Origin of the sequence: Streptomyces sp. NPDC093111, assembly GCF_040683955.1 — a bacterium.
Taxonomy (GTDB): Bacteria; Actinomycetota; Actinomycetes; order Streptomycetales; family Streptomycetaceae; genus Streptomyces.
In genome coordinates this window covers 74,552-98,474 of the sequence record NZ_JBFBNW010000019.1, presented here as the reverse complement: position 1 = coordinate 98,474, position 23,923 = coordinate 74,552, and the positions used below count along the sequence as shown (strand labels likewise).

The 23,923-nt window shown below is 71.0% G+C and carries 23 protein-coding genes, 1 tRNA gene and 1 pseudogene; 1 reads left to right on the top strand and 24 read right to left on the bottom strand.

All coding sequences use genetic code 11. From position 1 onward, the window contains the following. Positions 1-95: 95 nt before the first annotated feature. The 16 genes from AB0Q96_RS29930 to AB0Q96_RS29855 all read right to left on the bottom strand — a co-directional run bounded on the left by AB0Q96_RS29930 (position 96) and on the right by AB0Q96_RS29855 (position 18,175). Positions 96-509, bottom strand: coding sequence for a hypothetical protein (locus tag AB0Q96_RS29930; protein WP_365330835.1), 414 nt, complete (start codon positions 507-509; stop codon positions 96-98). 274 nt (positions 510-783) lie between these two features. Further along, complete coding sequence (locus AB0Q96_RS29925; RefSeq protein WP_365330833.1) at positions 784-2,094, bottom strand: MraY family glycosyltransferase; 1,311 nt, start codon at positions 2,092-2,094, stop codon at positions 784-786. A gap of 107 nt (positions 2,095-2,201) precedes the next feature. After that, the gene (gene glyA, locus AB0Q96_RS29920; RefSeq protein WP_365330831.1) at positions 2,202-3,461 is read right to left on the bottom strand and encodes a serine hydroxymethyltransferase; all 1,260 of its coding nucleotides are present in this window, start codon (positions 3,459-3,461) and stop codon (positions 2,202-2,204) included. A gap of 198 nt (positions 3,462-3,659) precedes the next feature. Then, positions 3,660-4,313 carry a protein-tyrosine-phosphatase gene (locus tag AB0Q96_RS29915; protein WP_365330829.1) on the bottom strand — a complete coding sequence of 218 codons (654 nt, stop codon included), beginning with the start codon at positions 4,311-4,313 and terminating at the stop codon, positions 3,660-3,662. Continuing rightward, a complete protein-coding gene (locus AB0Q96_RS29910) occupies positions 4,310-4,957 on the bottom strand; it encodes an L-threonylcarbamoyladenylate synthase (RefSeq protein ID WP_329424206.1) in 648 nt (215 codons plus the stop codon). The genes AB0Q96_RS29915 and AB0Q96_RS29910 overlap by 4 nt, the downstream gene beginning before the upstream one ends. Before the next feature lie 43 nt (positions 4,958-5,000). Continuing rightward, the gene (gene prmC, locus AB0Q96_RS29905) at positions 5,001-5,846 is read right to left on the bottom strand and encodes a peptide chain release factor N(5)-glutamine methyltransferase (protein ID WP_361175588.1); all 846 of its coding nucleotides are present in this window, start codon (positions 5,844-5,846) and stop codon (positions 5,001-5,003) included. A gap of 47 nt (positions 5,847-5,893) precedes the next feature. Continuing rightward, on the bottom strand, positions 5,894-6,970 hold the full coding sequence (prfA, locus tag AB0Q96_RS29900) for a peptide chain release factor 1 (RefSeq protein WP_365330827.1): 1,077 nt from the start codon (positions 6,968-6,970) through the stop codon (positions 5,894-5,896). 116 nt (positions 6,971-7,086) lie between these two features. Beyond that, a complete protein-coding gene (gene rpmE / locus AB0Q96_RS29895; protein ID WP_158990484.1) occupies positions 7,087-7,305 on the bottom strand; it encodes a 50S ribosomal protein L31 in 219 nt (72 codons plus the stop codon). A gap of 166 nt (positions 7,306-7,471) precedes the next feature. Continuing rightward, positions 7,472-8,566 (bottom strand): LCP family protein, encoded by a 1,095-nt coding sequence (locus AB0Q96_RS29890; RefSeq protein ID WP_365330825.1) that lies wholly within the window; start codon positions 8,564-8,566, stop codon positions 7,472-7,474. Positions 8,567-8,771: 205 nt separating this feature from the next. Continuing rightward, positions 8,772-10,820 (bottom strand): transcription termination factor Rho, encoded by a 2,049-nt coding sequence (gene rho, locus AB0Q96_RS29885; protein WP_365330823.1) that lies wholly within the window; start codon positions 10,818-10,820, stop codon positions 8,772-8,774. A gap of 407 nt (positions 10,821-11,227) precedes the next feature. Further along, positions 11,228-12,145: a homoserine kinase gene (gene thrB / locus AB0Q96_RS29880; protein ID WP_365330821.1), complete on the bottom strand. Its 918-nt coding sequence runs from the start codon at positions 12,143-12,145 to the stop codon at positions 11,228-11,230. Positions 12,146-12,494: 349 nt separating this feature from the next. Then, on the bottom strand, positions 12,495-13,565 hold the full coding sequence (gene thrC, locus AB0Q96_RS29875) for a threonine synthase (RefSeq protein WP_365330819.1): 1,071 nt from the start codon (positions 13,563-13,565) through the stop codon (positions 12,495-12,497). Positions 13,566-13,571: 6 nt separating this feature from the next. Continuing rightward, on the bottom strand, positions 13,572-14,864 hold the full coding sequence (locus AB0Q96_RS29870) for a homoserine dehydrogenase (RefSeq protein ID WP_365330818.1): 1,293 nt from the start codon (positions 14,862-14,864) through the stop codon (positions 13,572-13,574). A gap of 137 nt (positions 14,865-15,001) precedes the next feature. Beyond that, a complete protein-coding gene (lysA, locus tag AB0Q96_RS29865) occupies positions 15,002-16,393 on the bottom strand; it encodes a diaminopimelate decarboxylase (protein ID WP_365330817.1) in 1,392 nt (463 codons plus the stop codon). Positions 16,394-16,407: 14 nt separating this feature from the next. Then, the gene (gene nrtL, locus AB0Q96_RS29860; RefSeq protein WP_365330815.1) at positions 16,408-17,541 is read right to left on the bottom strand and encodes an ArgS-related anticodon-binding protein NrtL; all 1,134 of its coding nucleotides are present in this window, start codon (positions 17,539-17,541) and stop codon (positions 16,408-16,410) included. 169 nt (positions 17,542-17,710) lie between these two features. Next, a complete protein-coding gene (locus tag AB0Q96_RS29855) occupies positions 17,711-18,175 on the bottom strand; it encodes a response regulator (RefSeq protein WP_365330813.1) in 465 nt (154 codons plus the stop codon). Between the two features lie 158 nt (positions 18,176-18,333). Between AB0Q96_RS29855 and AB0Q96_RS29850 the strand changes: the two genes are divergently transcribed. Then, a tRNA-Arg gene (locus AB0Q96_RS29850) sits at positions 18,334-18,405 on the top strand. 623 nt (positions 18,406-19,028) lie between these two features. Here the strand turns inward: AB0Q96_RS29850 and AB0Q96_RS29845 are convergent. The 8 genes and pseudogenes from AB0Q96_RS29845 to AB0Q96_RS29810 form a co-directional block, all read right to left on the bottom strand. Beyond that, a pseudogene (locus AB0Q96_RS29845) lies at positions 19,029-20,402 on the bottom strand (site-specific integrase). Further along, positions 20,399-20,569 (bottom strand): helix-turn-helix domain-containing protein, encoded by a 171-nt coding sequence (locus tag AB0Q96_RS29840; RefSeq protein ID WP_046909197.1) that lies wholly within the window; start codon positions 20,567-20,569, stop codon positions 20,399-20,401. Before AB0Q96_RS29840 ends, AB0Q96_RS29845 begins: the two are co-directional and overlap by 4 nt. Before the next feature lie 11 nt (positions 20,570-20,580). After that, positions 20,581-21,984 carry a replication initiator protein RepSA gene (repSA, locus tag AB0Q96_RS29835; protein WP_365330811.1) on the bottom strand — a complete coding sequence of 468 codons (1,404 nt, stop codon included), beginning with the start codon at positions 21,982-21,984 and terminating at the stop codon, positions 20,581-20,583. Next, positions 21,981-22,682: a DNA methylase gene (locus AB0Q96_RS29830; RefSeq protein ID WP_365330809.1), complete on the bottom strand. Its 702-nt coding sequence runs from the start codon at positions 22,680-22,682 to the stop codon at positions 21,981-21,983. The genes repSA and AB0Q96_RS29830 overlap by 4 nt, the downstream gene beginning before the upstream one ends. Then, complete coding sequence (locus AB0Q96_RS29825; RefSeq protein ID WP_365330807.1) at positions 22,679-22,849, bottom strand: hypothetical protein; 171 nt, start codon at positions 22,847-22,849, stop codon at positions 22,679-22,681. Before AB0Q96_RS29825 ends, AB0Q96_RS29830 begins: the two co-directional genes overlap by 4 nt. Before the next feature lie 4 nt (positions 22,850-22,853). Further along, positions 22,854-23,033 carry a hypothetical protein gene (locus AB0Q96_RS29820; RefSeq protein WP_365330805.1) on the bottom strand — a complete coding sequence of 60 codons (180 nt, stop codon included), beginning with the start codon at positions 23,031-23,033 and terminating at the stop codon, positions 22,854-22,856. Between the two features lie 95 nt (positions 23,034-23,128). Next, positions 23,129-23,677 (bottom strand): GGDEF domain-containing protein, encoded by a 549-nt coding sequence (locus AB0Q96_RS29815; protein ID WP_365330928.1) that lies wholly within the window; start codon positions 23,675-23,677, stop codon positions 23,129-23,131. Between the two features lie 5 nt (positions 23,678-23,682). Continuing rightward, positions 23,683-23,922 carry a hypothetical protein gene (locus AB0Q96_RS29810; protein ID WP_365330803.1) on the bottom strand — a complete coding sequence of 80 codons (240 nt, stop codon included), beginning with the start codon at positions 23,920-23,922 and terminating at the stop codon, positions 23,683-23,685. Position 23,923: the final 1 nt, after the last annotated feature.

The following is a 23,923-nucleotide window of genomic DNA, read 5'->3' as shown; positions in this document are numbered from 1 at the left end:
GACAGGCGCCGTTTCGGATGCCCGCGCCCGCAGTGCCGCAGTTGGCACCGGACGATAGCAGGAAGCCGAACTCGTCTTTATCCCGGCCCTACCCTTCACGACTTCGGTCCCGACTTGTCGGGTTCGACGTACATGATCTTGGCCTTCATGTAGGCCCGGGCCTGGGCGGCGACCCACACCACGGTCGTGGCGAGAAGCGTGAACGCGAAGGCCTTGAAGTCGAACGCTGTCGTGTCCTTCAGCAAGGCCAGGAAGATGAAGAGCACCAGCAGTTGGGCCGTGTAGAGCATGAGCCCCATGGCCTGGAACAACTGCGGGAGCTTCTTCGCCGTCCGCTGCAGAACCACCAACCCGAGCCCCATGAAGAGGAGTACCACCAGGGTGCCGACGACGGCGCCGAGTGCGCCCTTGCCGCCCGCGACGACACCACTGACGACGGTCGCGATGGCGCCGGCGGCAGCGGTGGGTACAGCGGTGTGCAGCAGTAGGCGTGCGTCGTTGGACGGCATGGCGGTGTCTCCGCTTGCTGGAGGGGGCGATGGTGTCGTCATGGACGAGCGTAAGCCCGGTCCGAGGTGGGTCTCGGGGCCAACAGACCGTCGCACTACGGTCTTTCGGCACTGGCGCCGGGTCTCGTGAACCGTATCACAAACTATTTGAATAGGTCTTTACTCGTGAGGTGTGCCAACTGTCACACCTGAGAGTTAACGCGCCCGTGTGTGCAGGACAGTGGGGCGGGTTGTCTGGTATTGGCACCGGATGCGGCATTCGCAAACGGGTGCGTCAACCACGCGCTCCGGCCTTACTCCGGTCGGTGAAGCGCGCCCGGTTGCCGATCGCGGTCGATCCGTTGACCCCGGCGGGCACCGGAACGCGCTCCTCCGCCGGCTCCGGCCCCTCGGGCACCTCGGCGAGCGGGACGACCTTGCGGCGCCGGTAGCGCGGCGGCACGACCGCCTCGGCCCAGCGCGGGGCACGCGGCGTGAACCGCGGCAGCAGGAGCAGCACCAGACCGACCGCGCTCAGGAAGACCACGGTGAGGACGATCCACATCGACGTCGAGTGCACCGAGTAGGCCAGCGTGCCGAAGGCGATCAGCGCCGACCAGAAGTACATGATCAGCACCGCGCGGCTGTGCGAGTGCCCGATCTCCAGGAGCCGGTGGTGCAGGTGCCCGCGGTCCGCGGCGAACGGCGACTGGCCGTTCCAGGTGCGGCGCACGATGGCGAGCACCAGGTCGGCCATCGGGATCGCGATGATGGTCAGCGGCAGCACCAGCGGGATGAAGACCGGCAGCGCCGCGTGCGTCGCCGCCTTCGTCGAGCCCTCGAAGATCTTCAGCGCGTCCGGGTCGACCTGACCCGTGATGGAGATCGCGGAGGCGGCCAGGATCAGGCCGATCAGCATCGAGCCCGAGTCGCCCATGAAGATCCGCGCCGGGTGCATGTTGTGCGGCAGGAAGCCCAGGCACATGCCCATCAGGATGGCCGCGAACAGCGTCGCGGGGGCCGCCGCCTCGATCGTGTAGCCGAACCAGATCCGGTACGCGTAGAGGAAGAAGGCCGCGGCGGCGATGCAGACCATGCCGGCGGCGAGACCGTCGAGCCCGTCGACGAAGTTCACCGCGTTGATGGTGAGGACGACCAGGGCGACGGTCAGGAGGGTGCCCTGCCACTGGGTCAGCGCGACCGTGCCGACACCGGGGATGGGCAGCCACAGGATGGTCAGACCCTGCATCACCATCACGCCGGCGGAGATCATCTGCGCGCCCAGCTTGATCAGCGCGTCCAGCTCGAACTTGTCGTCGAGGACACCGATCAGCCAGATCAGGGCGGCGCCGGACAGCAGCGCGCGGGGCTCGTTGGACAGCTCGAAGACGCTGTTGAGGTTCTGCAGGTGGTCGGCGACCAGGAGTCCCGCGCACAGCCCGAAGAACATGGCGATGCCACCGAGCCGCGGTGTCGGTTCTCGGTGTACGTCGCGGGCGCGGATCTCCGGCATCGCCCCGGTGGCGATGGCGAACTTCCGCACCGGCCCGGTGAGCAGATAGGTCACCGCGGCCGTGACACAGAGCGTCAGCAGGTAATCACGCACGGGCTGCCCCACAGGAATCGCTGGCCATCTCAGCCCCACACCCTAGCCGGGCCGTCCCCATGGTCGAGGACACACCGGCGCCCCGGACGGTTGCGGCGACCCGCCTTTTACCGGCCATACGGGGGAAAACGCCCGGCCAGCTCCCGTACTTCTGCGCGCACCCTGGCCGATTCCAGCGGGTCGTCCCGCAGCGCCGCGGTGAACAGCGCGGCGATCCGGGCCATCTCCGGCGCCCCCATCCCCTGCGTCGTCACCGCGGCCGTGCCCAGCCGGATGCCCCGGCCGTCGCCGTACGGCAGCGCGCACGTGTCGAGCACCACACCGGCCGCGGCCAGCCGGGCCCGCGCGATGCGCCCGTCCACGCCCAGCGGCGCCGGGTCGGCGGTGATGAGGTGGGTGTCGGTGCCGCCGGTGGTCAGCGCGAAGCCCTCGGCGCCGAGCGCGGCGGCCAGCACACGGGCGTGCTCGACCACCTGATGCGCGTACGCCGTGAAGGCCGGCGTCGACGCCTCGCCGAAGGCGACGGCCTTGGCGGCGATGGTGTGCATCTGCGCCCCGCCCTGGGAGAACGGGAACACCGCCCGGTCCACCCGCTCGGCCAGCTCCGCCCCGCACAGCACCAGACCGCCGCGCGGCCCGCGCAGCACCTTGTGCGTGGTGCCGCAGACGATGTCCGCGTACGGGACGGGGTTCGGGGCCGCGCCGCCGGCGACCAGGCCCAGCGGGTGGGCCGCGTCGGCGATCAGATAGGCGCCGACCTCGTCGGCGATGGCCCGGAAGACCGCGTAGTCCAGGTGCCGGGGGTAGGAGATCGAGCCGCAGACGATCGCCTTCGGCCGGTGGTGCCGGGCGAGCGCGGCGACCTGCTCGTAGTCGACGAGCCCCGTCTCCGCGTCCACGCCGTACGGGACGAAGTCGAACCAGCGGCCGGAGAAGTTCGCCGGCGAGCCGTGCGTGAGGTGCCCGCCGTACGCCAGCCCCATGGCGAGCACGGTGTCCCCGGGGCGCAGCAGCGCCGCGTAGGCGGCGAGGACGGCCGAGGAGCCCGAGTGGGCCTGCACGTTGGCGTGCTCGGCGCCGAAGAGGGAGCGCGCCCGGTCGACGGCGATCCGCTCGGCGGCGTCCGCGTACTCGCAGCCGCCGTGGTGGCGGGCGCCGGGGTAGCCCTCGGCGTACTTGTTGGCGAGCTGCGAGCCGAGGGCGGCGAGGACGGCCGGCGAGGTGAAGTTCTCGGCGGCGATCAGCTGGAGGCTGTCCCCCTGCCTGCGCGCCTCCCCGAGCAGCACGTCGGCGACCTCGGGGTCCTGGCGGCGCAGCACGTCGAGCGGGCTCTGGTGTTCTGCCTCGGGAGGCGCGGTGACCGGCATGGGGGGCTCCGGGCGTGAGCGGTCTGGGAATCCACTGTAGGCACGCCGAGCCGCCTTCGCCGCCCCACTGGGCCGCCCGGGCCATCGGGCCGCCCGCCGGGCCGCCGGAACCCCCTCCGGTACCCGTCTGGGCACGTCGGGACCGCGTCGGGGCCGCGTCGGGGCACGTCCGAGCCGCCTCGGGGCCGCGCCGGGAGGTCAGCGCTTCGCCGACACGCCCGTCAGCGCCGTGACCACCGGGTCCAGGGCCTGCTGGATCTCGTCGCCGATCGAGCGGAAGAACGTGATGGGCGCCCCGTACGGGTCGTTCACCTCGTCCGCCTCGGCCGACGGCGCCAGGAGCCACCCGCGTAGAGCGGCGGCGGCACGGACCAGGGCGCGGGCGCGGTCGATCGTGTCGTGGCCGTCGCGGGGGTCGGGAAGGGTCGTCGGGTCTATGGCCCGGACCAGGCGGGTGAACTCCTTCAGGGTGAAGGTGCGCAGACCCGCCGAGTGGCCCATCGAGATGACCTGCGCGCGGTGGTCGCGGGTCGCGGTGAGGACCAGGTCGGCGCGGATGACGTGCTCGTCGAGGAGTTCGCGCCCCACGAAGCCGGTGTGGTCGGCGCCGAAGTCGGCGAGGACCAGCTCCGCGTTGGCCTCCATGGGGGCGCCCTCGTGGCCCCAGGTACCCGCGCTCTCCACGATGAGGCCGCCGCCCAGCGGATCGCCGAGGCGGTCGCTCAGGGCATGCCGGGTCAGCCGCTCGGTGATCGGCGAGCGGCAGACGTTGCCGGTGCTGACGTGGAGGATGCGGAAGGTGGTGCCGTCGTTCGGGTGCCCCGCTATGCCACGCCCCTCAGGGGCGGTCAATTCGCCACCTCGAGGTCGGGTACCACCTTCCGGAGCTCCTCCGCGGTGAGCGCGCCGGCGCGCAGCAGCACCGGCACCTTGCCCGTCACGTCGACGATCGACGACGGCACGATGCCGGGGGTCGGCCCGCCGTCCAGGTACACGGAGACGGAGTCGCCGAGCATGCCCTGGGCGGCGTCGCAGTCCTCCGGCGACGGGTGCCCGGTCAGGTTGGCCGAGGAGACGGCCATCGGGCCGACCTCGGTGAGCAGCTCGATGGCGACCGGGTGCAGCGGCATGCGGATCGCGACGGTGCCCCGGGTGTCGCCGAGGTCCCACTGGAGCGAGGGCTGGTGCTTGGCGACCAGGGTCAGGGCACCCGGCCAGAAGGCGTCGACGAGCTCCCAGGCCTGCTCGGTGAAGTCCGTGACGAGGCCGTGCAGCGTGTTCGGGGAGCCGATGAGGACGGGCGTGGGCATGTTCCGGCCGCGGCCCTTGGCCGCGAGCAGGTCCGCGACGGCCTCCGAGCTGAAGGCGTCCGCGCCGATCCCGTACACGGTGTCGGTGGGCAGCACGACGAGCTCGCCGCGGCGTACGGCGGACGCGGCCTCACGCAGACCCGTCGCCCGGTCCGTCGCCTCGTTGCAGTCGTATCGCCGGGCCATCACTCGCCTGCCTTCTCGTACGCGTCGTGCCTGGACTGGTTGCTCATGGGGTGGCCTTGCGGGCGGTCGCGAAACGCGGCCGGTTGTTCAGGTCGGGGTGGTCGGCGGCGTCCGCCCAGCCGGCCTCCTCGTTGAAGATCCACGGCACCTGGCCGCCCTGGGTGTCCGCGTGCTCGATGACGACGAGCCCGCCGGGCCGCAGCAGCCGGTGCGCGGTGCGCTCGATGCCCCGGATGGTGTCCAGGCCGTCCTCGCCGGAGAACAGGGCCATGTCCGGGTCGTGGTCGCGGGCCTCGGGGGCCACGTACTCCCACTCGGTGAGCGGGATGTACGGCGGGTTGGAGATGACCAGGTCGACCTGGCCGTTGAGCTCCGGCAGCGCGGTCAGCGCGTCGCCCTGGTGCACGGTGACGCGCGAGCCCTGGGCGTTCTTGCGGGTCCACACGAGCGCGTCGTCGGAGAGCTCGACCGCGTGCACGCGCGAGCGCGGCACCTCCTGGGCCATGGCGAGCGCGATGGCGCCCGAGCCGGTGCACAGGTCGACGATGAGCGGCTCGACGACGTCCATGGCCCGTACGGCGTCTATGGCCCAGCCGACGACCGACTCGGTCTCCGGGCGCGGCACGAACACGCCGGGGCCCACCTGGAGCTCCAGGTAGCGGAAGAACGCCCGCCCGGTGATGTGCTGGAGGGGTTCGCGCGCCTCGCGGCGCGCGATCGTCTCCCAGTAGCGGGCGTCGAAGTCCGCGTCCTTGACGTTGTGCAGCTCCCCCCGCTTGACGCCGTGCACGAACGCGGCGAGCTCCTCGGCGTCGAAACGCGGTGAGGGCACGCCGGCGTCGGCCAGCCGCTGGGTGGCCTGGGCCACCTCGGCAAGCAGCAGGTTCACGCTGGTCCTCCGTGGTGCGGGTGGGGCTTTACGAGGTCGTGCGGGCCTTACGCGTTGGCCAGCTTGGCGGCCGAGTCGGCGTCGACGCAGGCCTGGATCATCGGGTCCAGCTCGCCGTCGAGCACCTGGTCCAGGTTGTACGCCTTGAAGCCGACGCGGTGGTCCGAGATGCGGTTCTCCGGGAAGTTGTACGTCCGGATCTTCTCGGAGCGGTCGACCGTGCGGACCTGGCTGCGGCGCGCGTCCGCGGCCTCGGCCTCGGCCTTCTCCTGCGCCGCGGCGAGCAGCCGGGACCGCAGGATGCGCATGGCCTGCTCCTTGTTCTGGAGCTGGCTCTTCTCGTTCTGGCAGGAGGCGACGATGCCGGTCGGCAGGTGGGTGATGCGGACCGCGGAGTCGGTGGTGTTGACGGACTGGCCGCCGGGACCGGACGAGCGGTAGACGTCGATGCGCAGGTCGTTGGCGTGGACCTCCACCTCGACCTCCTCGGCCTCCGGGGTGACGAGCACGCCGGCGGCGGAGGTGTGGATGCGGCCCTGCGACTCGGTGGCGGGCACGCGCTGCACGCGGTGCACCCCGCCCTCGTACTTCAGCCGCGCCCAGACGCCCTGGCCGGGCTCGGTGGCCCCGTTGCCGCCCTTGGTCTTCACGGCGACCTGGACGTCCTTGTAGCCGCCCAGCTCGGACTCGGTGGCGTCGATGATCTCGGTCTTCCAGCCGACGCGCTCGGCGTAGCGCAGGTACATCCGCAGCAGGTCGCCGGCGAACAGGGCGGACTCGTCGCCGCCCGCGCCGGCCTTGATCTCCAGGATGACGTCCTTGTCGTCGCTGGGGTCGCGCGGGACGAGCAGCAGCCGGAGCCGGTCCGTCAGCTCCTCGCGCTGCTTCTCCAGCTCCTTGACCTCGGCGGCGAAGTCGGGGTCGTCGGCGGCCAGCTCCTTGGCGGTGTCGATGTCCTCCGCCGTCTGCTTCCACGCCTTGTACGCGCCGATGATCGGGGTCAGCTCCGCGTAACGCTTGTTGAGCTTGCGCGCGTTCGCCTGGTCGGAGTGGACCGAAGGGTCGGCGAGCTTCTTCTCGAGGTCGGCGTGCTCGCCGACCAGGTCCTCGACCGCTTCGAACATCGGGTGCTCCTGGGGTGAATTTCGGAAAGGGCTGCTGCGGGAACCACTGCGGGGACGGCAAAGCGCCGGTCCGGTGCCCCCGAGCGGGAGCGACCAAGGACCGGCGCAGTGACGTGCTACTTCTTGGCCGCACCCTTGCCGAAGCGGGCCTCGAAGCGGGCGACGCGGCCGCCGGTGTCGAGGATCTTCTGCTTGCCCGTGTAGAACGGGTGGCACTCGGAGCAGACCTCGGCACGGATGGTGCCCTCGGTCAGGGTGCTACGAGTGGTGAACGACGCGCCACAGGTGCAGCTGACCTGGGTCTCGACGTACTCGGGGTGGATCTCGCGCTTCAAGGTGTCTCCTAGTTTCGGGAGGGCTCCGGGTCGCCGTGCTGGCTGCACCTGCGTGAACCGGGGCCGACGTACCAGTCTGCCAGGACCGGCCGCATCTCCCAAAACCGGGGTATGGCCGAAACTATTCCTGGGCTTCCCTGACGGTGCCCCCGAGGGCTCCCCCGGGCTATCTCACGAGGCCGTCGGCCTTGCCGGTGGCCCCGTCCTTCGTGGCCGAGGCCGGGATCGGAAGGTCGGCCTTGAGGGCCTTCCAGACCTGCTGGGACTGGGCTTCCAGGGGGACGACGCGGTTGGGGTCGAGCGGGTCGTACTCGACCGGCAGCGTGATCATGTGGACGTCGTCGGCGCCGAGGCCGGAAAGGCCCTTGGCGAAGCCCATGAGCTCGTTGACCGAGTCGAGCTCGGAGTCGGGCGTGATGGCCTTGGTGGCGGTGTCGGCGAGGTCGAAGAGCTTCTTGGGGTTGCTGAAGACGCCGACGCTCTTCACCTGGTCGATGAATGCCTTCATGAATGCCTGCTGAAGCTGGATGCGGCCGAGGTCGCTGCCGTCGCCGACGCTCTTGCGGGTGCGGACCAGGCCGAGTGACTGCTCGCCGTCGAGGGTGTGGGTGCCGGGCGCGAGGTCGAGGTGGCTCTTGGTGTCCTTGATGGCCCGCGTCGTGGTGATCTCGACGCCGCCGAGCCGGTCGATGAGCTTCTTGAAGCCGGTGAAGTCGACCTCGACGTAGTGGTCCATGCGGATCCCGGACATCGACTCGACGGTCTTCACCGCGCAGGCCGGCCCGCCGACCTCGTACGCGGTGTTGAACATGGCCCGGTGCTCCCCCGGCACCGCGTCGCCGCGGGTGTCGGCGCACGCGGGGCGGTCGACGAGGGTGTCGCGCGGGATGGAGACCACGGCGGCCTTCTTGTGGCCCTCGTAGACGTGGACGACCATCGCGGTGTCGGAGCGGGCGCCGCCCTCGTCCTTGCCGTACGCGCCGTTGGCGCCGGAGCGGGAGTCGGAGCCGAGGACGAGGATGTCCATCGAGCCGTTGTCGACGTCGTCGGGGCGGTCCTTGCCGAGCTGGGCGTTGATGTCGACGCCCTTGATGTTGCCGTCCAGCTTGACGTACACGTAGCCGAGTCCACCGCCCCCGAGGACGACGAGCGCGGCAACGCTCCACGCCACCACGGCAACCACGCGGCGCCCCTTGGGGGGCGGCTTCCGGCGGCGGCCGCCGGAACCCCGTATTCGGGTGCCTCGGTTGTGCTCGGTCATCGTCACCCCTCAGGCCTCGGTTTCACCTTCTGTGACGGCGAAACACCCAAAAGGGTTGCACAGGAGCCTGTGAGGTTTCGGAGGGCTACGGACGGTAACGCGACTGCGCCCACCGTGCGGACACGGTGGGCGCAGTCGTTCGTGCAGGTCACGGCTTGATCACGGGGCCGAAGCCGGTCCGTGGCCGTGTGACCGACGTCTCGCGTCAGTCGTTGTTCGCGGCTCCGGGAGTCGTCTTCTGGATCTGGAGCAGGAACTCGCCGTTGGACTTCGTCTGCTTCATCTTGTCCAGCAGCAGCTCGATCGCCTGCTGCTGGTCGAGCGCGTGCAGCACGCGACGCAGCTTCCAGGTGATGGAGAGCTCGTCGGCACCGAGCAGGATCTCCTCCTTGCGCGTACCCGAGGCGTCGACGTCGACGGCCGGGAAGATGCGCTTGTCGGCGAGCTTCCGGTCGAGCTTGAGCTCCATGTTGCCGGTGCCCTTGAACTCCTCGAAGATCACCTCGTCCATGCGCGAGCCGGTGTCGACCAGCGCGGTGGCCAGGATGGTCAGCGAGCCGCCGTCCTCGATGTTGCGCGCGGCACCGAAGAAGCGCTTCGGCGGGTAGAGCGCGGTCGAGTCGACACCACCGGACAGGATGCGGCCGGAGGCCGGCGCCGCGAGGTTGTACGCGCGGCCCAGGCGGGTGATGGAGTCCAGCAGGACGACCACGTCGTGACCCAGCTCGACGAGACGCTTGGCGCGCTCGATGGCCAGCTCGGCGACGGTGGTGTGGTCCTCGGCCGGGCGGTCGAAGGTCGAGGAGATGACCTCGCCCTTGACCGACCGCTGCATGTCGGTGACCTCTTCCGGACGCTCGTCGACCAGGACGACCATCAGGTGGCACTCGGGGTTGTTGTGGGTGATCGCGTTGGCGATCGCCTGCATGATCATGGTCTTGCCGGTCTTCGGCGGGGCCACGATCAGACCGCGCTGGCCCTTGCCGATCGGCGACACGAGGTCGATGATCCGCGTGGTCAGCACGCCCGGGTCGGTCTCCAGACGGAGGCGGTCCTGCGGGTACAGCGGGGTGAGCTTGTTGAACTCGGGGCGGCCGCGGCCGGACTCCGGCGCCATGCCGTTGACCGAGTCGAGGCGCACCAGCGCGTTGAACTTCTCGCGGCGCTCGCCCTCCTTCGGCTGGCGCACGGCACCGGTGACGTGGTCGCCCTTGCGCAGGCCGCTCTTGCGGACCTGGGCGAGGGAGACGTACACGTCGTTCGGGCCGGGCAGGTAGCCGGAGGTCCGGATGAACGCGTAGTTGTCGAGGATGTCGAGGATGCCCGCGACGGGGATCAGGACGTCGTCGTCGGAGACCTGCGGCTCACCGGCGGCGAACTCGTCGCGCCCGCGACGCCCGCGGCGGTCGCGGTAGCGCCCGCGACGGCCGCGACGGCCGCCCTCGAAGTCGTCGTCGTCCAGCGGGCCGGCCGGCTGGCCGCCCTGCTGGCCCTGGACCTGGGTCTGCGACTGGCCGCCCTGGCCGCCGCCCTGCCCCTGGCCCTGGCCCTGACGCTGGCGCTGGCGCTCCTGGCCACCGCCCTGCTGCTCGTCGCCCTTGCCGCGGTCACGGCGGTCGCGCTGACGCTCGCGGCGGTCACCGCGCTCGCCCCGCTCGCCGCGGTCGCGACGGCCGCGGCCCTCGGCGCCGTCGACGGCGGCCTCGGCCTTGGCGTCGCCCTGCGTCTCGGTCTTGGCCTCGGCGCGGGTCTCGGTCTTGACGGCCTGCGCGGACTCGGCCTTGGCCTCGCCCTCCGGCGAACCGGCGGGGGCGGTGGCGCGACGGCGGCGGCGCTCGCCGGCCGGGGCGTCCTCGGAGGCAGGCTGGCCCGGGATCTCGATCTGCTGCTGGGCCACCGGCTCGGCCTTCTCGGCCTTCGGCGCGGCCTCGGCGTCGCTCGTACGGGCCTTGGCGGCGGTGCGGCGCTTGGGCTTGGTCTCGGCGGCGTCGGCCGACTTGGCGGGGGCGGCGGAACCCCCTCCGGCCTGCGCCTCCTTGATGACCTCGATCAGCTGGCTCTTGCGCATCCGCGCGGTGCCCCTGATGCCGAGGCCGGACGCGACCTGCTGCAGCTCGGCCAGGACCATGCCCTCAAGGCCGGTGCCGGAGCGGCGGCGCCGTGCGGTGGTGCCGGAGGCAGCACCTTCGGCGGGCGCGGAGGTGTCGACACTGTTGTCGGCAGTCACGCCCATCAGATCGGTGGTGTCGCTCACGAAGGGTCCTTCCCTGGAGCGGACGTCGGCCATCTGGCTCGGCGACCGGTTGTGCTGTCCGGCAGCGGTCCTGCTTGGTGGACCGTGTCCGGGGCGGTGGTCCCGCCGGGTACGGCGGAAGAGAGAAAAAAGCTGTGGGTCCGGCCCGAGCGCCCCCTGCTCGGCCCTCGAAGAAGAAAGCGAGGGGTGTCGTGCCGGTTCCGGAGCGTGCTCGAATCTGCTCAGGCAGTGGAGGAGGCTCCCGGAAGAATTGGCGGTCCCTGATGGGGACACTCAGCACCGCGCCACAAAGACGTCGGGTGCAGACTTGAGGTTAACACTACCGGCTCCAACAAACATTCCCCCTCTCCGTCACCGGCAATCCCGTGTCCGTGCGGCCCCGGCTCAGGAGCCGCACGGGCTGCCCGTCAGGGCGCGAGCGGCAGGACGCTCGCTCCGGGCGCGTCGAGGTCGAGCCGGTTCGCGGCCCATCCCTCGCCCGCGAGCAGCGCGACCTTGTCGGCCGTCGCGTGGTCCGCCAGCGCGAGGACCGTGGGGCCCGCGCCGGAGATGACCGCGGGGACGCCGTCCGCCCGCAGCCGGTTCACGAGGGCGATGCTCTCGGGCATCGCGGGGGCCCGGTACTCCTGGTGCAGCCGGTCCTCGGTGGCCGCGAGCAGCAGCTCGGGGCGGCGGGTCAGGGCCTCGACGAGGAGGGCGGCACGGCCGGCGTTGGCGGCGGCGTCGACGTGCGGGACGGTGCGCGGGAGCAGGCCGCGGGCGGTCTCGGTGAGCACGGGCTTCCCGGGGACGAAAACCACCGGAACGATGGAATCCGCGGGTTCCATCCTGATCGCCCGGGCAGCTCCGCCCTCGGTCCAGGCGAGCGTGAAGCCGCCGAGCAGGCAGGCCGCGACGTTGTCGGGGTGCCCTTCGATCTCGGTGGCCAGTTCGAGGAGCGCCGTCTCGTCGAGGCGGGTGTCGCCGCCTATGGTCACGGCGCGGGCGGCGACGATGCCGGCGCAGATGGCGGCGGAGGAGGAGCCGAGGCCGCGGCCGTGCGGGATGCGGTTGGCGCAGACGACCTCGAGGCCGCGCGGCTGTCCGCCGAGCAGGTCGAAGGCGGTGCGCATCGAGCGTACGAGCAGGTGGCTCTCGTCGCGGGGAAGGGTGTCGGCACCTTCTCCGGCGATGTCGACGTGCAGCCCGGAGTCGGCGACCCGGACGACCACGTCGTCGTAGAGCCCCAGCGACAGGCCGAAGGCGTCGAAGCCCGGGCCCAGATTGGCGCTGCTGGCGGGGACGCGCACCCGTACGGCGGCGGCGCGGAACGCGGGACCGGCCATCGCTCGTTGACTCTCCTTGACTTGCGGGAACTCTGCGGGGGAAGAACTGCGGCACTGCGAGAACTGCGGGCACTGCGAGAACTGCGGCGGACTGCGGCACTGCGTACGGACTGCGGGGATGGCTGCGGAGGTACGGAGAACCCGGGGGCCGCACGTGCCGCGGGGGCGACAACGGCAACAGCACCGCGCATATGCAACGGGCTGGGTTCGGTACAGCCTATCGAAGGAAGGTTCTGTGGCGACATAGGGCGCACAGGAGGCGCACGATGCGTGTCGCGCGCCAACCTGTGCGCCTATGTGGGTTCCTGATCGGGTGCGACCCCGCTCGGGAACCGTACGGCGCCTGAGGTCAGGCCAGGCCGAGCCGCTCGGCGGCGGCCGCGGCGTCGACCGGGACGGTGACGGGCTGCGGAGCGCCCGCGACGGCCCAGTCGGGGTCCTTGAGGCCGTTGCCGGTGACGGTGCAGACGATCCGCTGGCCCGGGTCGACCTTGCCCTGCGCGGCGGCCTTCAGCAGACCGGCCACCGAGGCGGCCGAGGCGGGCTCGACGAAGACGCCCTCCTGAGCGGCCAACAGGCGGTACGCCTGCAGGATCTCACGGTCCGTCACCTCGTCGATGAAGCCGCCCGACTCGTCGCGCGCGGCGATCGCGTAGTCCCAGGAGGCCGGGTTGCCGATGCGGATCGCGGTGGCGATGGTCGACGGGTCCTTGACGACCTCGCCGCGCACGAGCGGCGCGGAACCGGAGGCCTGGAAGCCCCACATGCGCGGGGTGCGGCCGGCCATGCCGTCGGCGGCGTACTCCTTGTACCCCTTCCAGTACGCCGTGATGTTGCCGGCGTTGCCCACGGGCAGCACGTGGATGTCGGGGGCGTCGCCCAGCATGTCCACGATCTCGAAGGCGGCGGTCTTCTGGCCCTCGATACGCACCGGGTTCACCGAATTGACCAGCGCCACCGGGTAGTTCTCGGAGAGGCTGCGGGCCAGCGTGAGGCAGTCGTCGAAGTTGCCGTCGACCTGGAGGATCTTGGCGCCGTGCACGAGCGCCTGGCCCATCTTTCCGAGCGCGATCTTGCCCTGCGGGACGAGCACCGCCGACACCATGCCGGCGCGCACCGCGTAGGCGGCGGCGGAGGCGGAGGTGTTGCCGGTGGACGCGCAGATGACGGCCTGCGCGCCCTCCTCCTTGGCCTTGCTGATGGCCATGGTCATGCCCCGGTCCTTGAAGGAGCCGGTGGGGTTGGCGCCCTCGACCTTGAGGTGCACCTCGCATCCCGTGCGCTCGGAGAGCACCTGAGCGGGGACGAGCGGCGTGCCGCCCTCACGGAGCGTGACGACCGGCGTCGTGTCCGTGACCGGAAGACGGTCCCGGTACTCCTCGATGATGCCGCGCCACTGGTGGGTGCCCTTGGTGGTCATGGGTCCTTACTCCCCTTCAACACGCATGATGCTGGCGACACCACGGACGGTGTCCAGCTTGCGCAGCGCCTCGACGGTCCCGGAGAGGGCGGCGTCGGGCGCGCGGTGGGTGACGACGACGAGGGAGGCCTCGCCGTCCTTGCCCGTCTGGCGGACGGTGTCGATCGACACGCCGTGCTCGGCGAAGACCGTCGCGACCTGGGCGAGGACGCCCGGCTTGTCGGCCACGTCGAGACTGATGTGGTACCGCGTCACCACGTCGCCCATGGGGCTCACGGGCAGCTGGGTGTACGCGGACTCGCCGGGACCGTTGGCCCCGTTGAGCTTGTTGCGGCACACGGCGACCAGGTCGCCGAGGACGGCCGACGCGGTCGGCGCGCCGCCGGCCCCGGGGCCGTAGAACATGAGCCGCCCGGCGGCCTCCGCCTCGACGAAGACGGCGTTGTACGCCTCGCGGACGGAGGCGAGCGGGTGGCTGAGCGGGATCATCGCCGGGTGCACGCGCGCGGTGACGGACTCGCCGTCGGCGGCCCGCTCGCAGATGGCGAGCAGCTTGATGGTGCAGCCCATCTGCTTCGCCGAGGCGAAGTCGGCGGCGGTCACCTCGGTCATGCCCTCGCGGTAGACGTCGTCGAGGCGCACGCGGGTGTGGAAGGCGATCCCGGCGAGGATGGCGGCCTTGGCGGCGGCGTCGAAGCCCTCGACGTCGGCGGTCGGGTCGGCCTCGGCGTACCCGAGCGCGGTGGCCTCGTCGAGCGCCTCGGAGTAACCGGCGCCCGAGGTGTCCATCTTGTCGAGGATGAAGTTGGTCGTCCCGTTGACGATGCCCATCACGCGGTTGATCTTGTCGCCGGCGAGCGACTCGCGCAGCGGCCGGATCAGCGGGATGGCACCGGCGACGGCGGCCTCGTAGTAGAGGTCCTCGCCGTGCTCCTGCGCGGCGGCGTAGAGCGCCGCGCCGTCCTGGGCGAGCAGCGCCTTGTTCGCGGAGACGACGGAGGCGCCGTGCTCGAAGGCGGTGGTGATCAGGGTGCGGGCCGGCTCGATCCCGCCGATGACCTCGACGACGACGTCGATGTCCCCGCGTTTGACCAGGGCGGTGGCGTCGGTGGTGATCAGCTCGGCGGGCACGCCGCCGCGCACCTTGTCGGGCCGACGGACGGCCACGCCGGCGAGCTCGACCGGAGCGCCGATGCGCGCGGCGAGGTCGTCGGCGTGCGTCGTCATGATGCGCGCCACCTCTGAGCCGACCACTCCGCAGCCCAGCAGCGCCACCTTCAGCGGACGCGTACGCATCATCCGACCTCGTTTCTCGGTACTTCTCGATCTTCGTATCGCTACGGTTCCTACGGTGGGAACCAGTCTCACTCACCGGACGGGCGATTCCGCCCTCGGTCCGGATCGTGAGACATCGATTCCATCACCCGACTATTTCATCATCCGACGTCGAGACGCAGGAGATCTTCCTCCGTCTCACGGCGCACGATGACCCGCGCCTCGCCGTCCCGCACCGCGACGACGGGCGGGCGGAGCGCGTGGTTGTAGTTGCTCGCCATGGAGCGGCAGTACGCCCCGGTGGCCGGCACGGCGAGCAGGTCGCCGGGCGCCACGTCGGCGGGCAGGAAGGCGTCGCGCACGACGATGTCGCCGCTCTCGCAGTGCTTGCCGACGACGCGTACGAGCATGGGCTCGGCGTCACTCGTACGGGAGACGAGGGCGACGCTGTACTCGGCGTCGTACAGCGCGGTGCGGATGTTGTCCGACATGCCGCCGTCGACGGAGACGTACGTGCGCAGCCCCTCCAGCGGCTTGACCGTCCCCACCTCGTACAGCGTGAAGGCGGTGGGCCCGACGATGGCGCGCCCCGGCTCGACGGAGATCCGCGGCGTGGCGAGGCCGGCGGCCTCGCACTCGCGCGTGACGATCTCGGAGAGCGCCTTGGCGATGTCGTGCGGCTCACGCGGGTCGTCGTCCGACGTGTACGCGATCCCCAGCCCACCCCCGAGATCGATCTCGGGCAGCTCGACCCCGTGCTCGTCCCGCACCTCGGCGAGCAGCTGCACCACGCGCCGGGCGGACACCTCGAAGCCGGCCATGTCGAAGATCTGCGACCCGATGTGCGAGTGGATCCCGATGAGCTCGAGCCCGTCGAGCGACAGCGCCCGCCGCACGGCCTCCGCGGCCTGCCCGCCGGCCAGCGCGATCCCGAACTTCTGGTCCTCGTGGGCGGTGGCGATGAACTCGTGGGTGTGCGCCTCGACGCCGACCGTCACCCGGATCTGCACCCGCTGCCGCTTGCCGAGCGCCTGCGCGATGTGCGCGACCCGGACGATCTCCTGGAACGAGTCGAGCACGATCCGCCCGACCCCGGCCTCGACGGCCCGCCGGATCTCGTCCTCCGTCTTGTTGTTCCCGTGGAAGGCGATCCGCTCGGCGGGCATCCCGGCGGAGAGCGCGGTGCTGAGCTCGCCCCCGGAACACACGTCCAGGTTCAGCCCCTCCTCCTTGAGCCACCGCACGACGGCCCGCGACAGGAACGCCTTGCCGGCGTAGAACACGTCGGCGTCCTTGCCGAAGGCGTCGGCCCACGCCCGGCAGCGCGCCCGGAAGTCGTCCTCGTCGAGGAAGTACGCGGGCGTGCCGAACTCCCGCTGCAGCGCGTCGACTCCGATGCCGCCGACGGTCACGACCCCCCGCTCGTCGCGCCCGACGGTCCGCGCCCAGACCTTGGGGTCGAGCTGGTTGAGGTCGGCGGGCGGGGCGGAATAGTGCCCCTCGGGAAGGACATCGGCGTGACGGGGCCCGGCGGGGTGTGCGGAACGGCTCATGGCGACTGGCTCTTTCAGATCTGGTCGGGTGCGCTGATGCCGAGCAGGGAGAGGCCACCGGCCAGCACCGTCCCGGCGGCTTCGGCGAGCGCGAGCCGGGAACGATGGGCGGCCGAGGGTTTCTCGTCGCCGAGCGGCAGAACGGCGTGCTGAAACCCGAGGAGCCCGTCGGCGACACCTTCGAGATGCCGGGCGACCCGGTCGGGCGCACGGAGGCGCGCGGCGGCGAGGAGGACGGCGGGGTGATCGGCGAGGAGGTCGAGGAGGGCGGAGGCGGGCCCGTGGACCTGGGCGGCGTGGGGGTCGGCCTGGTGGAGGTCGGCGGCGCGGAGGTCGGCCTCGCGAAGGTTGACGGCGTGGAGGTCGGCGGCGCGGAGGTCGGCGGCGCGGAGGTCGGCGGCGCGGAGGTCGGCCTCGCGAAGGTCGACGTCGTGGAGGTCGGCCTCGTACCCGGCCCGGATGCCGAGCTGTGCGCCGTTGCGGATCAGGGCGCGGGCGCGGGAGTGGGCGTACCGCACGCGGAAGAGGGCGTTGCGCTCGTGCTGGACGAGGAGGGGACCGCCGGGGAGGGCGTGGTCGTGGGGCGCGGGCCGGAGCAGCGCCCAGCGGGCGGCGTCGGGACCGAGGAGATCGCGTGCGAAGGGAGCGGGAAGCACATGGATCCGCTCACTCGCCCCGGCCCCGGCCCCGCCCACCTCGGCGTCGGCCCCCTGGGACCGAAGCAGCCGGACGACGGTCTCGCCGACGAGCCGGGCGCGGTCCTCCCCCGTATCGGCGAGCCGCACGACAGTGCCGGCGAGCGCGTCGGAGTACCCGTACCGGTGCCCCGCCTCCGCCACCTCCCGGACGAGCCGCGCGCCCTGTCCGACGTCGAGGGTGAAGTTGAGGAACCCGGGCCCGGTGATGTCGACGGCACGGATCCCGGGGCTGCCGTGCAGCCGCTCCTTGAGGATCCCGGCGACGTCGAGGGGCTTCCGCCCGGAGGGCCGCGCGAGGCTGAGGGCGATGCTGCTGGCGTAATCGCCGACACCGCCCGGCCGGGGCCGCTCCACCTTGACGCGCGGGGGCACGTCGACCCGCAGCGCACCCTCGTCGACCGCACGGCGCACGGCGTGCAGCACGGTGAGGGAGAGGTCCGCGGGGGTCACGGGACCAGCCTAGGGGAGGAGGGGGGTGAGAACGCGAACCGGTTTCGGCATGTGGGCGGTGAGGACGACCGCCCCGACGTTTCCGCACGTGAGAGCCCTCCGGGCCTCCGGCGCACCCAACCGCGCACGCTCCGGGCCCCCGGCGCACCCAGCCGCGCGCTCCGGCGCCCTAGCGCACCCGGCCGCGCGTGCTCCGGGCTGCGGGCGGCTCCTCGCCGCCCTCCTGCTCCTGGCCCGCCCCCTCGCCGTGCTGCCCGCGCCGCTCGCGGTGCATGAGCTGACGCACGACCCGCACGAGCTCGGACGGCTCGAAGGGCTTGGCGAGGAAGGCGTCGACGCCGGAGGCGCCGCCCTCCCTCTCGTATTCGGTGCCGGCACTGATGATCGCCACGGGGAGATGACTGGTCCGTGGATCGGACCGCAGGCGAGCGGCGGTCTTCAACCCGTCCAGACGGGGCATGACGACATCGAGGGTGACGACATCAGGACAGACCCGATGCACGACATCCAGACACTCGGCACCATCGGCCGCGGTCACGACCTCGAACCCCTCGAGTTCGAGATTGACCCTGATCAGCTGGCGGATCACCCTGTTGTCATCGACAACGAGCACCCGCCCCGACACGCCTGACACACGTCGAGAGTAGGTCTACGGGAAGGGCCACGTCCGGCTTTTGCCCACTTCCGACCCACCCGAGCGAACACCCCCTGGTGACGCGGCGGAAATACCTGTTCACAGGCACACCTCACGAGCTGGTAGTGTTCAACCCGTCGCCGCCGAACGCGGCGGACGCCCCCGTAGCTCAGGGGATAGAGCAACGGCCTCCGGAGCCGTGTGCGCAGGTTCGAATCCTGCCGGGGGCACTTCGCAAGAAGTGCCAAACAGACCCCGTGATCAGCGGAAACGCTGAACGCGGGGTCCTGTTGTATGCGCGGGCGGGTGCCGGGCTGAGCCACCGTATGTCGCGGTCTGTGGACGAGGCGTGGACGGGATCTTGGGGCATCGCTGCAGGTGAGGACCGACTGCCTAGCAGCGTCATACAGCCCCGGCGAGCCGGGAGATCATGGGTGCTGTCGATGCAGGCAATGCCGGCGTGCCGCGAAAAATCCGCTCCCGTGAGGGGGAGGATGATCTGAGGTCACTTGGCAAACTCGCTTGCCTCATATGGCTGTTCGTCTGACAAAACGCCGAACTGGCAAGGTTCGCAACGTTAGACTCCCTCGCGACGGCGGTCAGCGACAGACAACACGGAGGACAAGAATGAGCGCGAGCGGGACCCGCACTTGCTCTTGGTGCGGCGAGGGAGGGCACGACAAGCGGTCGTGCGGCGTCTCTCCCAACGCTGGGAAGTGCAGCGTGTGCGACTACCGCGGGCATGACAAGCGAAACTGCCCGCGCAAGTGAGGAAGCACCACCGCAGGTAAAGCTCAAAACGAGGAAGGCCCCAGACGACACGCCTGGGGCCTCAGTGTTGGGACGGGACGGCTCACTCGTATTCGCGGAGTAGACCCTCGATGCGCCGGTTGGCGACATCCTGACGCCCGTCGAGGCACTTCGCATAGCGGGTCAACAGCACCTCAACGCTGTTGCCGGCGCGCTCCGCCACCTCAGTCGGGTCCACGCCTGCGTTGAGCCAGGTCGACAGCGCTGAGTGCCGAAGGTCGTACGGCCGACTCGCGAGCGGCGAGGCAGCGGAGGCCGGCGGAAGCGCGAGGAGCCGGGCTTCCTGCCACACGCGGTAGTAGGTAGAGGACGGAACCACCGAGCCCTTCTCACTGAAGAACAGGCGCCCGTCGCCCGCTGTGCCGAAGGTGTTCAAGTGCTCACGGAGAACGGCAACCAGCTGGGGCGGGACAGGCACACGCCGAACATCCTCGGTCGGTCGGTTCTTCAGCCCGCGGTCGTCATGGGTCTCCCCCGAATCAGTCCACTGCTTGCCGACTGACGGTCGAGTCCGATGAAGGAGTGCCGTACCCTAGCCTTGCTCTGGAAGGGCGAGGTCCGTCTCGGCCAGGCCTACGGCTTCTGCCGGGCGAAGGCCACCGAAGTACATCGCGGCGAAGAACCCGACGAGTCGACGACCGCGAGCACGCCGGTGCCCGCCGACGTAGGAAACGGCCACCAGGAGGTTGCGAGCCTGCTCCGGGTTGGCGACGACGCGAGGGTCGACCTGGTTGGACACCTTCGGCTTCTGCCAGCGGACAGCCGTGATCGGGTTCTCCCGCAGCTCCCCCAGGTCCACTGCATAGTTCGCTGCATTTACGAGGGTCCGACGCTTGCGCCGCACGGTTTCCGCGGCGGCCGAAGTCCCGTCGAGCTTGAGTTTCAAGGCATCGAGCACCGCACGGGCCGTGGCAGGCTCAGCGAGATCACCGAGCGGCCGAGACGCCTTGGATACCCAGTGAAGGACGTTCCTCACGTCGTCCGGCACCTCTCGCTCGCCAGGCCCAGGGAGCACGAAGGCCCAGTTGCGCAGGGCTCTGCGGACCAATTCGTCGGCCGGCCGCCCAGGACGGTCATCGCAGAGTTCCACCGTCACGCTGGTGAGCGCTTCATTGATGCCGTCTCGCGTATTGGGGGCGGCATGCGGCCACTTCAACGCGAGATACCTGAGGGCAAAGTCGTACCAGGACACGGCCGACTTCTTCTCATCCATCGAGCCAGGCAGGCCCGACTCTGTGTCGAACTCTTCGCCGTCCCGCATCGCTCTCATGAGCTTCGCGCGGTAGTGATCTGCAAGCGCCTTGGTACGGAAGGACTCCGAGAAGACGTTGCCCGCCACCGACCAGCGGGCACCGTACGAGGGCGTCTTGGTGTCCCGCTTACGGACGCTCCAGACCTTCACATCGAGCGACTTCACGCAGCCGCCTCCAGCTCTCGAAGCCACGTGGCGAAGTCGCTCCGCCAGACTCGGAGCTCCCCATTGGGGAGCTTGAAGGCCGCCGGCCCCTGCCCCAACTCACGCCAGCGGTAGAAGGTCCGCCGCGAGACTCCACCCAGCTCGGCGAGAATCTGGCGAACGGTCATGAGCTCGTCTTTCACGTCAGCTCCCCCTCCAGGTCGAGTTCAGCGCGGATCTCACGGGCGGTTTCGCGGTTGTGCTGGATGTCGCGGTGGATGTTGGCGGCGAGCCAGGACTCCCCCGGGGTGTGGCCGTGGCCGGCGTAGGCCCAGTGGGCGACGACGAGGACGGTTGCTTCGGGGTGTTCGTCGGGGTCGGGCAGGCCGAGGGCGGTGCGCTGTTGGGTGGCGCGGTAGTCGGCGCGGACCTGACGTAAGGCGCCGAGGGTGGTGGAGTAGCGGCGGGATTTGGTGGAGAAGTGGCCGCGGAAGCCGAGCATGTGGGCCCAGGCGCGGAGCCGCCGGTCCGGGTAGGCCGCGTCCAGGTCCATGCAGGCTTCCATCAGGCGCCGGGGGTGGTCCGGGACGCCGAGGAGGACGAGTGCTTCCTTGTTGCCGACCGGGTGGTCCACGGTGCCGGTCGTCTCGGCCGCCTTGGTGGCGTATTTGGCGACGTAGGAGGCGACGGCCTGTTCGGTCAGTTCCTCACCCTGGCCGAAGGCGCCGATGGGCTGGACGTCGATCTGCTCGCCCCAGGTGAGTGCCAGGTCGTCGGTGATGCCGTGCGCGGGGGCGGCGGGGACGACGACGCGGACGCGGCTGGCGGCGGCGCGGATGGCGTCGGTGAGGAGGGCGAGGGTGGCCCAGGCCGGGGGCGGGGTGTCGGGGCCTTCGGGGCCGTCGAAGCGGATGACGGCGTGGAAGTGGACGGCTCCGCGCTTTTGGTACTCGGCGACCTTGCCGAAGGAGACGCGGGACTGTTCGCGGGCGGCTCTCTGGGTGAGGCCGGCACGGGCGGCGATCTCGCGGCGGAGGTAGATCGTGAAGTAGCGCCACAGCTCGGAGGCGTGGTTGTTCCACAGCACGGCGCCCGCGTAGTCGTACGCGGCGAGGTTGAGCGGGGTGCCGAGTTCGGGAGCGTCTTCGGGGTGGCGGGTGCCGCAGCGGCAGGGCCGGTTGCCGGGGCGGTTGTGGACGGGGCCGAAGGAGGGGGCGGTGAGAGTGGCGAAGACGCGGGGGTGGTCGCGGATCGTGTCGGGGGTGCCCTTGTCGGGGGCGCCGAGGAGTCCGGCGCGGATCAGGTGGTAGGTGTCACCGGCGAAGGTCCACGCGCAGGCGGGGCAGCGGGAGGCCCGGCGGTTGCCGCAGGCGACGCGCAGGACGCCGCCCGGCTCGGCGTCGGTCGTGTAGGCGTGGAGAACGGTCTTCGTGGCGGGGTCGAGGAGCTTGGTGCCGCCGGTCAGGCGGATGGGGGCGGCGCATCCGCCGGTGCGGCGGATCTGTTCGGTGAGGCGGTCGAAGCCGGGGGACCCGGCGACCCGGAGCAGATCGCTCAGGGTGGCCGGGTCCAGGCCCGCCGCCAAGGTGGCGGAGTCGATCACGCGAAGACCTCCTGGCGGGCGGTGCGGAAGGCGGTGCCGATCCAGTGGGTGAAGGCGGGCGGGATGGCCTCGGTCAGCTCCTCGCGGACGTCGGTCCAGGTGATGCCCATGGCGTGCTGCATCTCGGGGACGGTGGCCTTGCCGCCTCCCTTGCCGTACGCAGCCACGTAGGGGCCCTCTCGGCGCACACCATGGCGGTGCCCGCGTACGTAGCCCCGGTGGCGCGGGTGGGTCGGTTTGGCGGTGGCCCAGCGGCCGAGTTCAAAGTTCCGGTGCCGCAGGACACCCAGGCCGAACATCTCGCCGCACAGGGTGAGGTCCTTGCGGATCACGGCGCGGCCGTTGGGCTGCTCGATCACGTACGGCAGGCCGCAGACGTCGAGCAGTTCGCGGGTCGGGGCGACGAGGTCCACGTGCGCACCGCCCCAGCCCTTGGAGGCGTTGGTGCCGACGGTCACGGAGCAGCCGGCCTGGCAGGGCGGCGAGGCGTGCACGAGGTTGTACCGCTCGATGTCGCCCGTGGCGATCAGGTGGGCGAGGTATTCGAGGGCGTCGCCCCGGTGGTAGGCAAAGGGGTAGTTGGGGCGGTCGGCGATGTCGCAGCCGTCCACCTCGAACCCGGCGAGGTCGTAGCCCTTGCCAGCCCCGCCCGAGCAGCAGAAGAGGTCCAAGGCGCGGGGGCGGACGGTCGTGGTCACTGGTCGTTCTCCTTTCGGGTGTGATCGTCGATCCACTGCTCGGCGCAGACCTTGTGGACGGGCTTGCCGCGGTCGGAGCGGAGCGGGGTGGGCTTGGTGCAGATCACGCAGGGCTTGTCACCGGAGTGGTCGAAGTGCTCGGGCGAGCGCCAGTCCAGGAGGGCCACGCGGTCACTTCCCGGCGCGGGCGAGGGCCGCGGGGGTGGTGTGGCCGGCGCCGCGGCAGGTGCGGCAGTGGACCGGGATGGTGTCGCGGGTGCCGTCGGCGGTGCGCAGGCCGGTGGTGATGGTGGCGGTGGCGAAGCCGTCGCAGTCGCGGCAGATACGCGGGGCCTGGGTGGTCTGGGGCATGATGAGCTCTCCCTTTCGGGTCCGTTGGATCTGGAATGGGGTTCAGGCGCCCGGGGCGGCGGAAGTTTGGCGACCGAGGCCGCCCCGGGGGCCGCTTAGCGTGTGTTGCGCCTGCCGTGGCCCTTGACCGCGTACATCGACGCGTCGGCGGCGGACAGAGCGTCGGTGAGGACCGGGACCGTGAGCTGTTCGCGGTGGCAGTGGCCGACCGAGGCCGAGACCCGAAGGGTGTGGCCGTCGTGCGTGACCGGGGCGTCGAGGGCGTCCCGGAGGGCGCCGAGGCCGGCGGTGCGGGCGGGGTCGGTGACGATGGCGGTGAACTCGTCTCCGCCGAGGCGGGCGGCAATCCCGTGGCGTCCGCACCAGTCCGCGAGACGGCGGGCGGTCGCGGTGAGCACAACGTCCCCGGCAGCGTGGCCGTGGGTGTCGTTGATGGCCTTGAAGTCGTCCAGGTCGACCAGGACCACGAGCGCGTTGGCGTGCCGGGTGATGAGGTGGTCGGCGTGGGCGGTGAATCCGGCACGGGTGTGCAGGCCGGTCAGGGGGTCGCGGCGGGCGGTGGCCAGGCGGCGCAGGAGCAGTCCGCCGTGCAGAGCCCAGCCGAGGGCCGGTAAGCCCGCGGCGGCGATCGTGTACGTGTCCATGGCGGTCACCGGCTCTTCCGGCGGTTCCGGGCGGGCTTGATGGGCGGGATGGAGTCGTAGGCGTTCTGGCCCTGCTGGAACGAGGCGGCATCGGCGTCGGTGGAGGCGGTGTTGGTGTACTCGCGGCCGATGCGGCGCATGGTCTTGCGGTCGCCGTGGCGGCGGGCGATGGCGAACTCGCGGCCCAGCTCGGCCATCTGCGGGTTGGCCGGGGTGTCGTTGGTCTTGCGGCTGAAGAGGCCCATG

Excerpts from the sequence above, each read along its gene's own strand:
- thrC (WP_365330819.1), bottom strand. The coding sequence starts at position 13,565 with ATGACCACCAAGGGCACCCACCAGTGGCGCGGCATCATCGAGGAGTAC.
- prfA (WP_365330827.1), bottom strand. The coding sequence starts at position 6,970 with ATGTTCGAAGCGGTCGAGGACCTGGTCGGCGAGCACGCCGACCTCGAG.
- AB0Q96_RS29890 (WP_365330825.1), bottom strand. The coding sequence starts at position 8,566 with ATGACCGAGCACAACCGAGGCACCCGAATACGGGGTTCCGGCGGCCGC.
- AB0Q96_RS29820 (WP_365330805.1), bottom strand. The coding sequence starts at position 23,033 with ATGCCCCAGACCACCCAGGCCCCGCGTATCTGCCGCGACTGCGACGGC.
- lysA (WP_365330817.1), bottom strand. The coding sequence starts at position 16,393 with ATGAGCCGTTCCGCACACCCCGCCGGGCCCCGTCACGCCGATGTCCTT.
- AB0Q96_RS29815 (WP_365330928.1), bottom strand. The coding sequence starts at position 23,677 with ATGGACACGTACACGATCGCCGCCGCGGGCTTACCGGCCCTCGGCTGG.
- AB0Q96_RS29870 (WP_365330818.1), bottom strand. The coding sequence starts at position 14,864 with ATGATGCGTACGCGTCCGCTGAAGGTGGCGCTGCTGGGCTGCGGAGTG.
- AB0Q96_RS29810 (WP_365330803.1), bottom strand. The coding sequence starts at position 23,922 with ATGGGCCTCTTCAGCCGCAAGACCAACGACACCCCGGCCAACCCGCAG.
- thrB (WP_365330821.1), bottom strand. The coding sequence starts at position 12,145 with ATGGCCGGTCCCGCGTTCCGCGCCGCCGCCGTACGGGTGCGCGTCCCC.
- glyA (WP_365330831.1), bottom strand. The coding sequence starts at position 3,461 with ATGCCGGTCACCGCGCCTCCCGAGGCAGAACACCAGAGCCCGCTCGAC.
- AB0Q96_RS29930 (WP_365330835.1), bottom strand. The coding sequence starts at position 509 with ATGCCGTCCAACGACGCACGCCTACTGCTGCACACCGCTGTACCCACC.
- AB0Q96_RS29840 (WP_046909197.1), bottom strand. The coding sequence starts at position 20,569 with ATGACCGTTCGCCAGATTCTCGCCGAGCTGGGTGGAGTCTCGCGGCGG.
- AB0Q96_RS29910 (WP_329424206.1), bottom strand. The coding sequence starts at position 4,957 with ATGGCCCGGCGATACGACTGCAACGAGGCGACGGACCGGGCGACGGGT.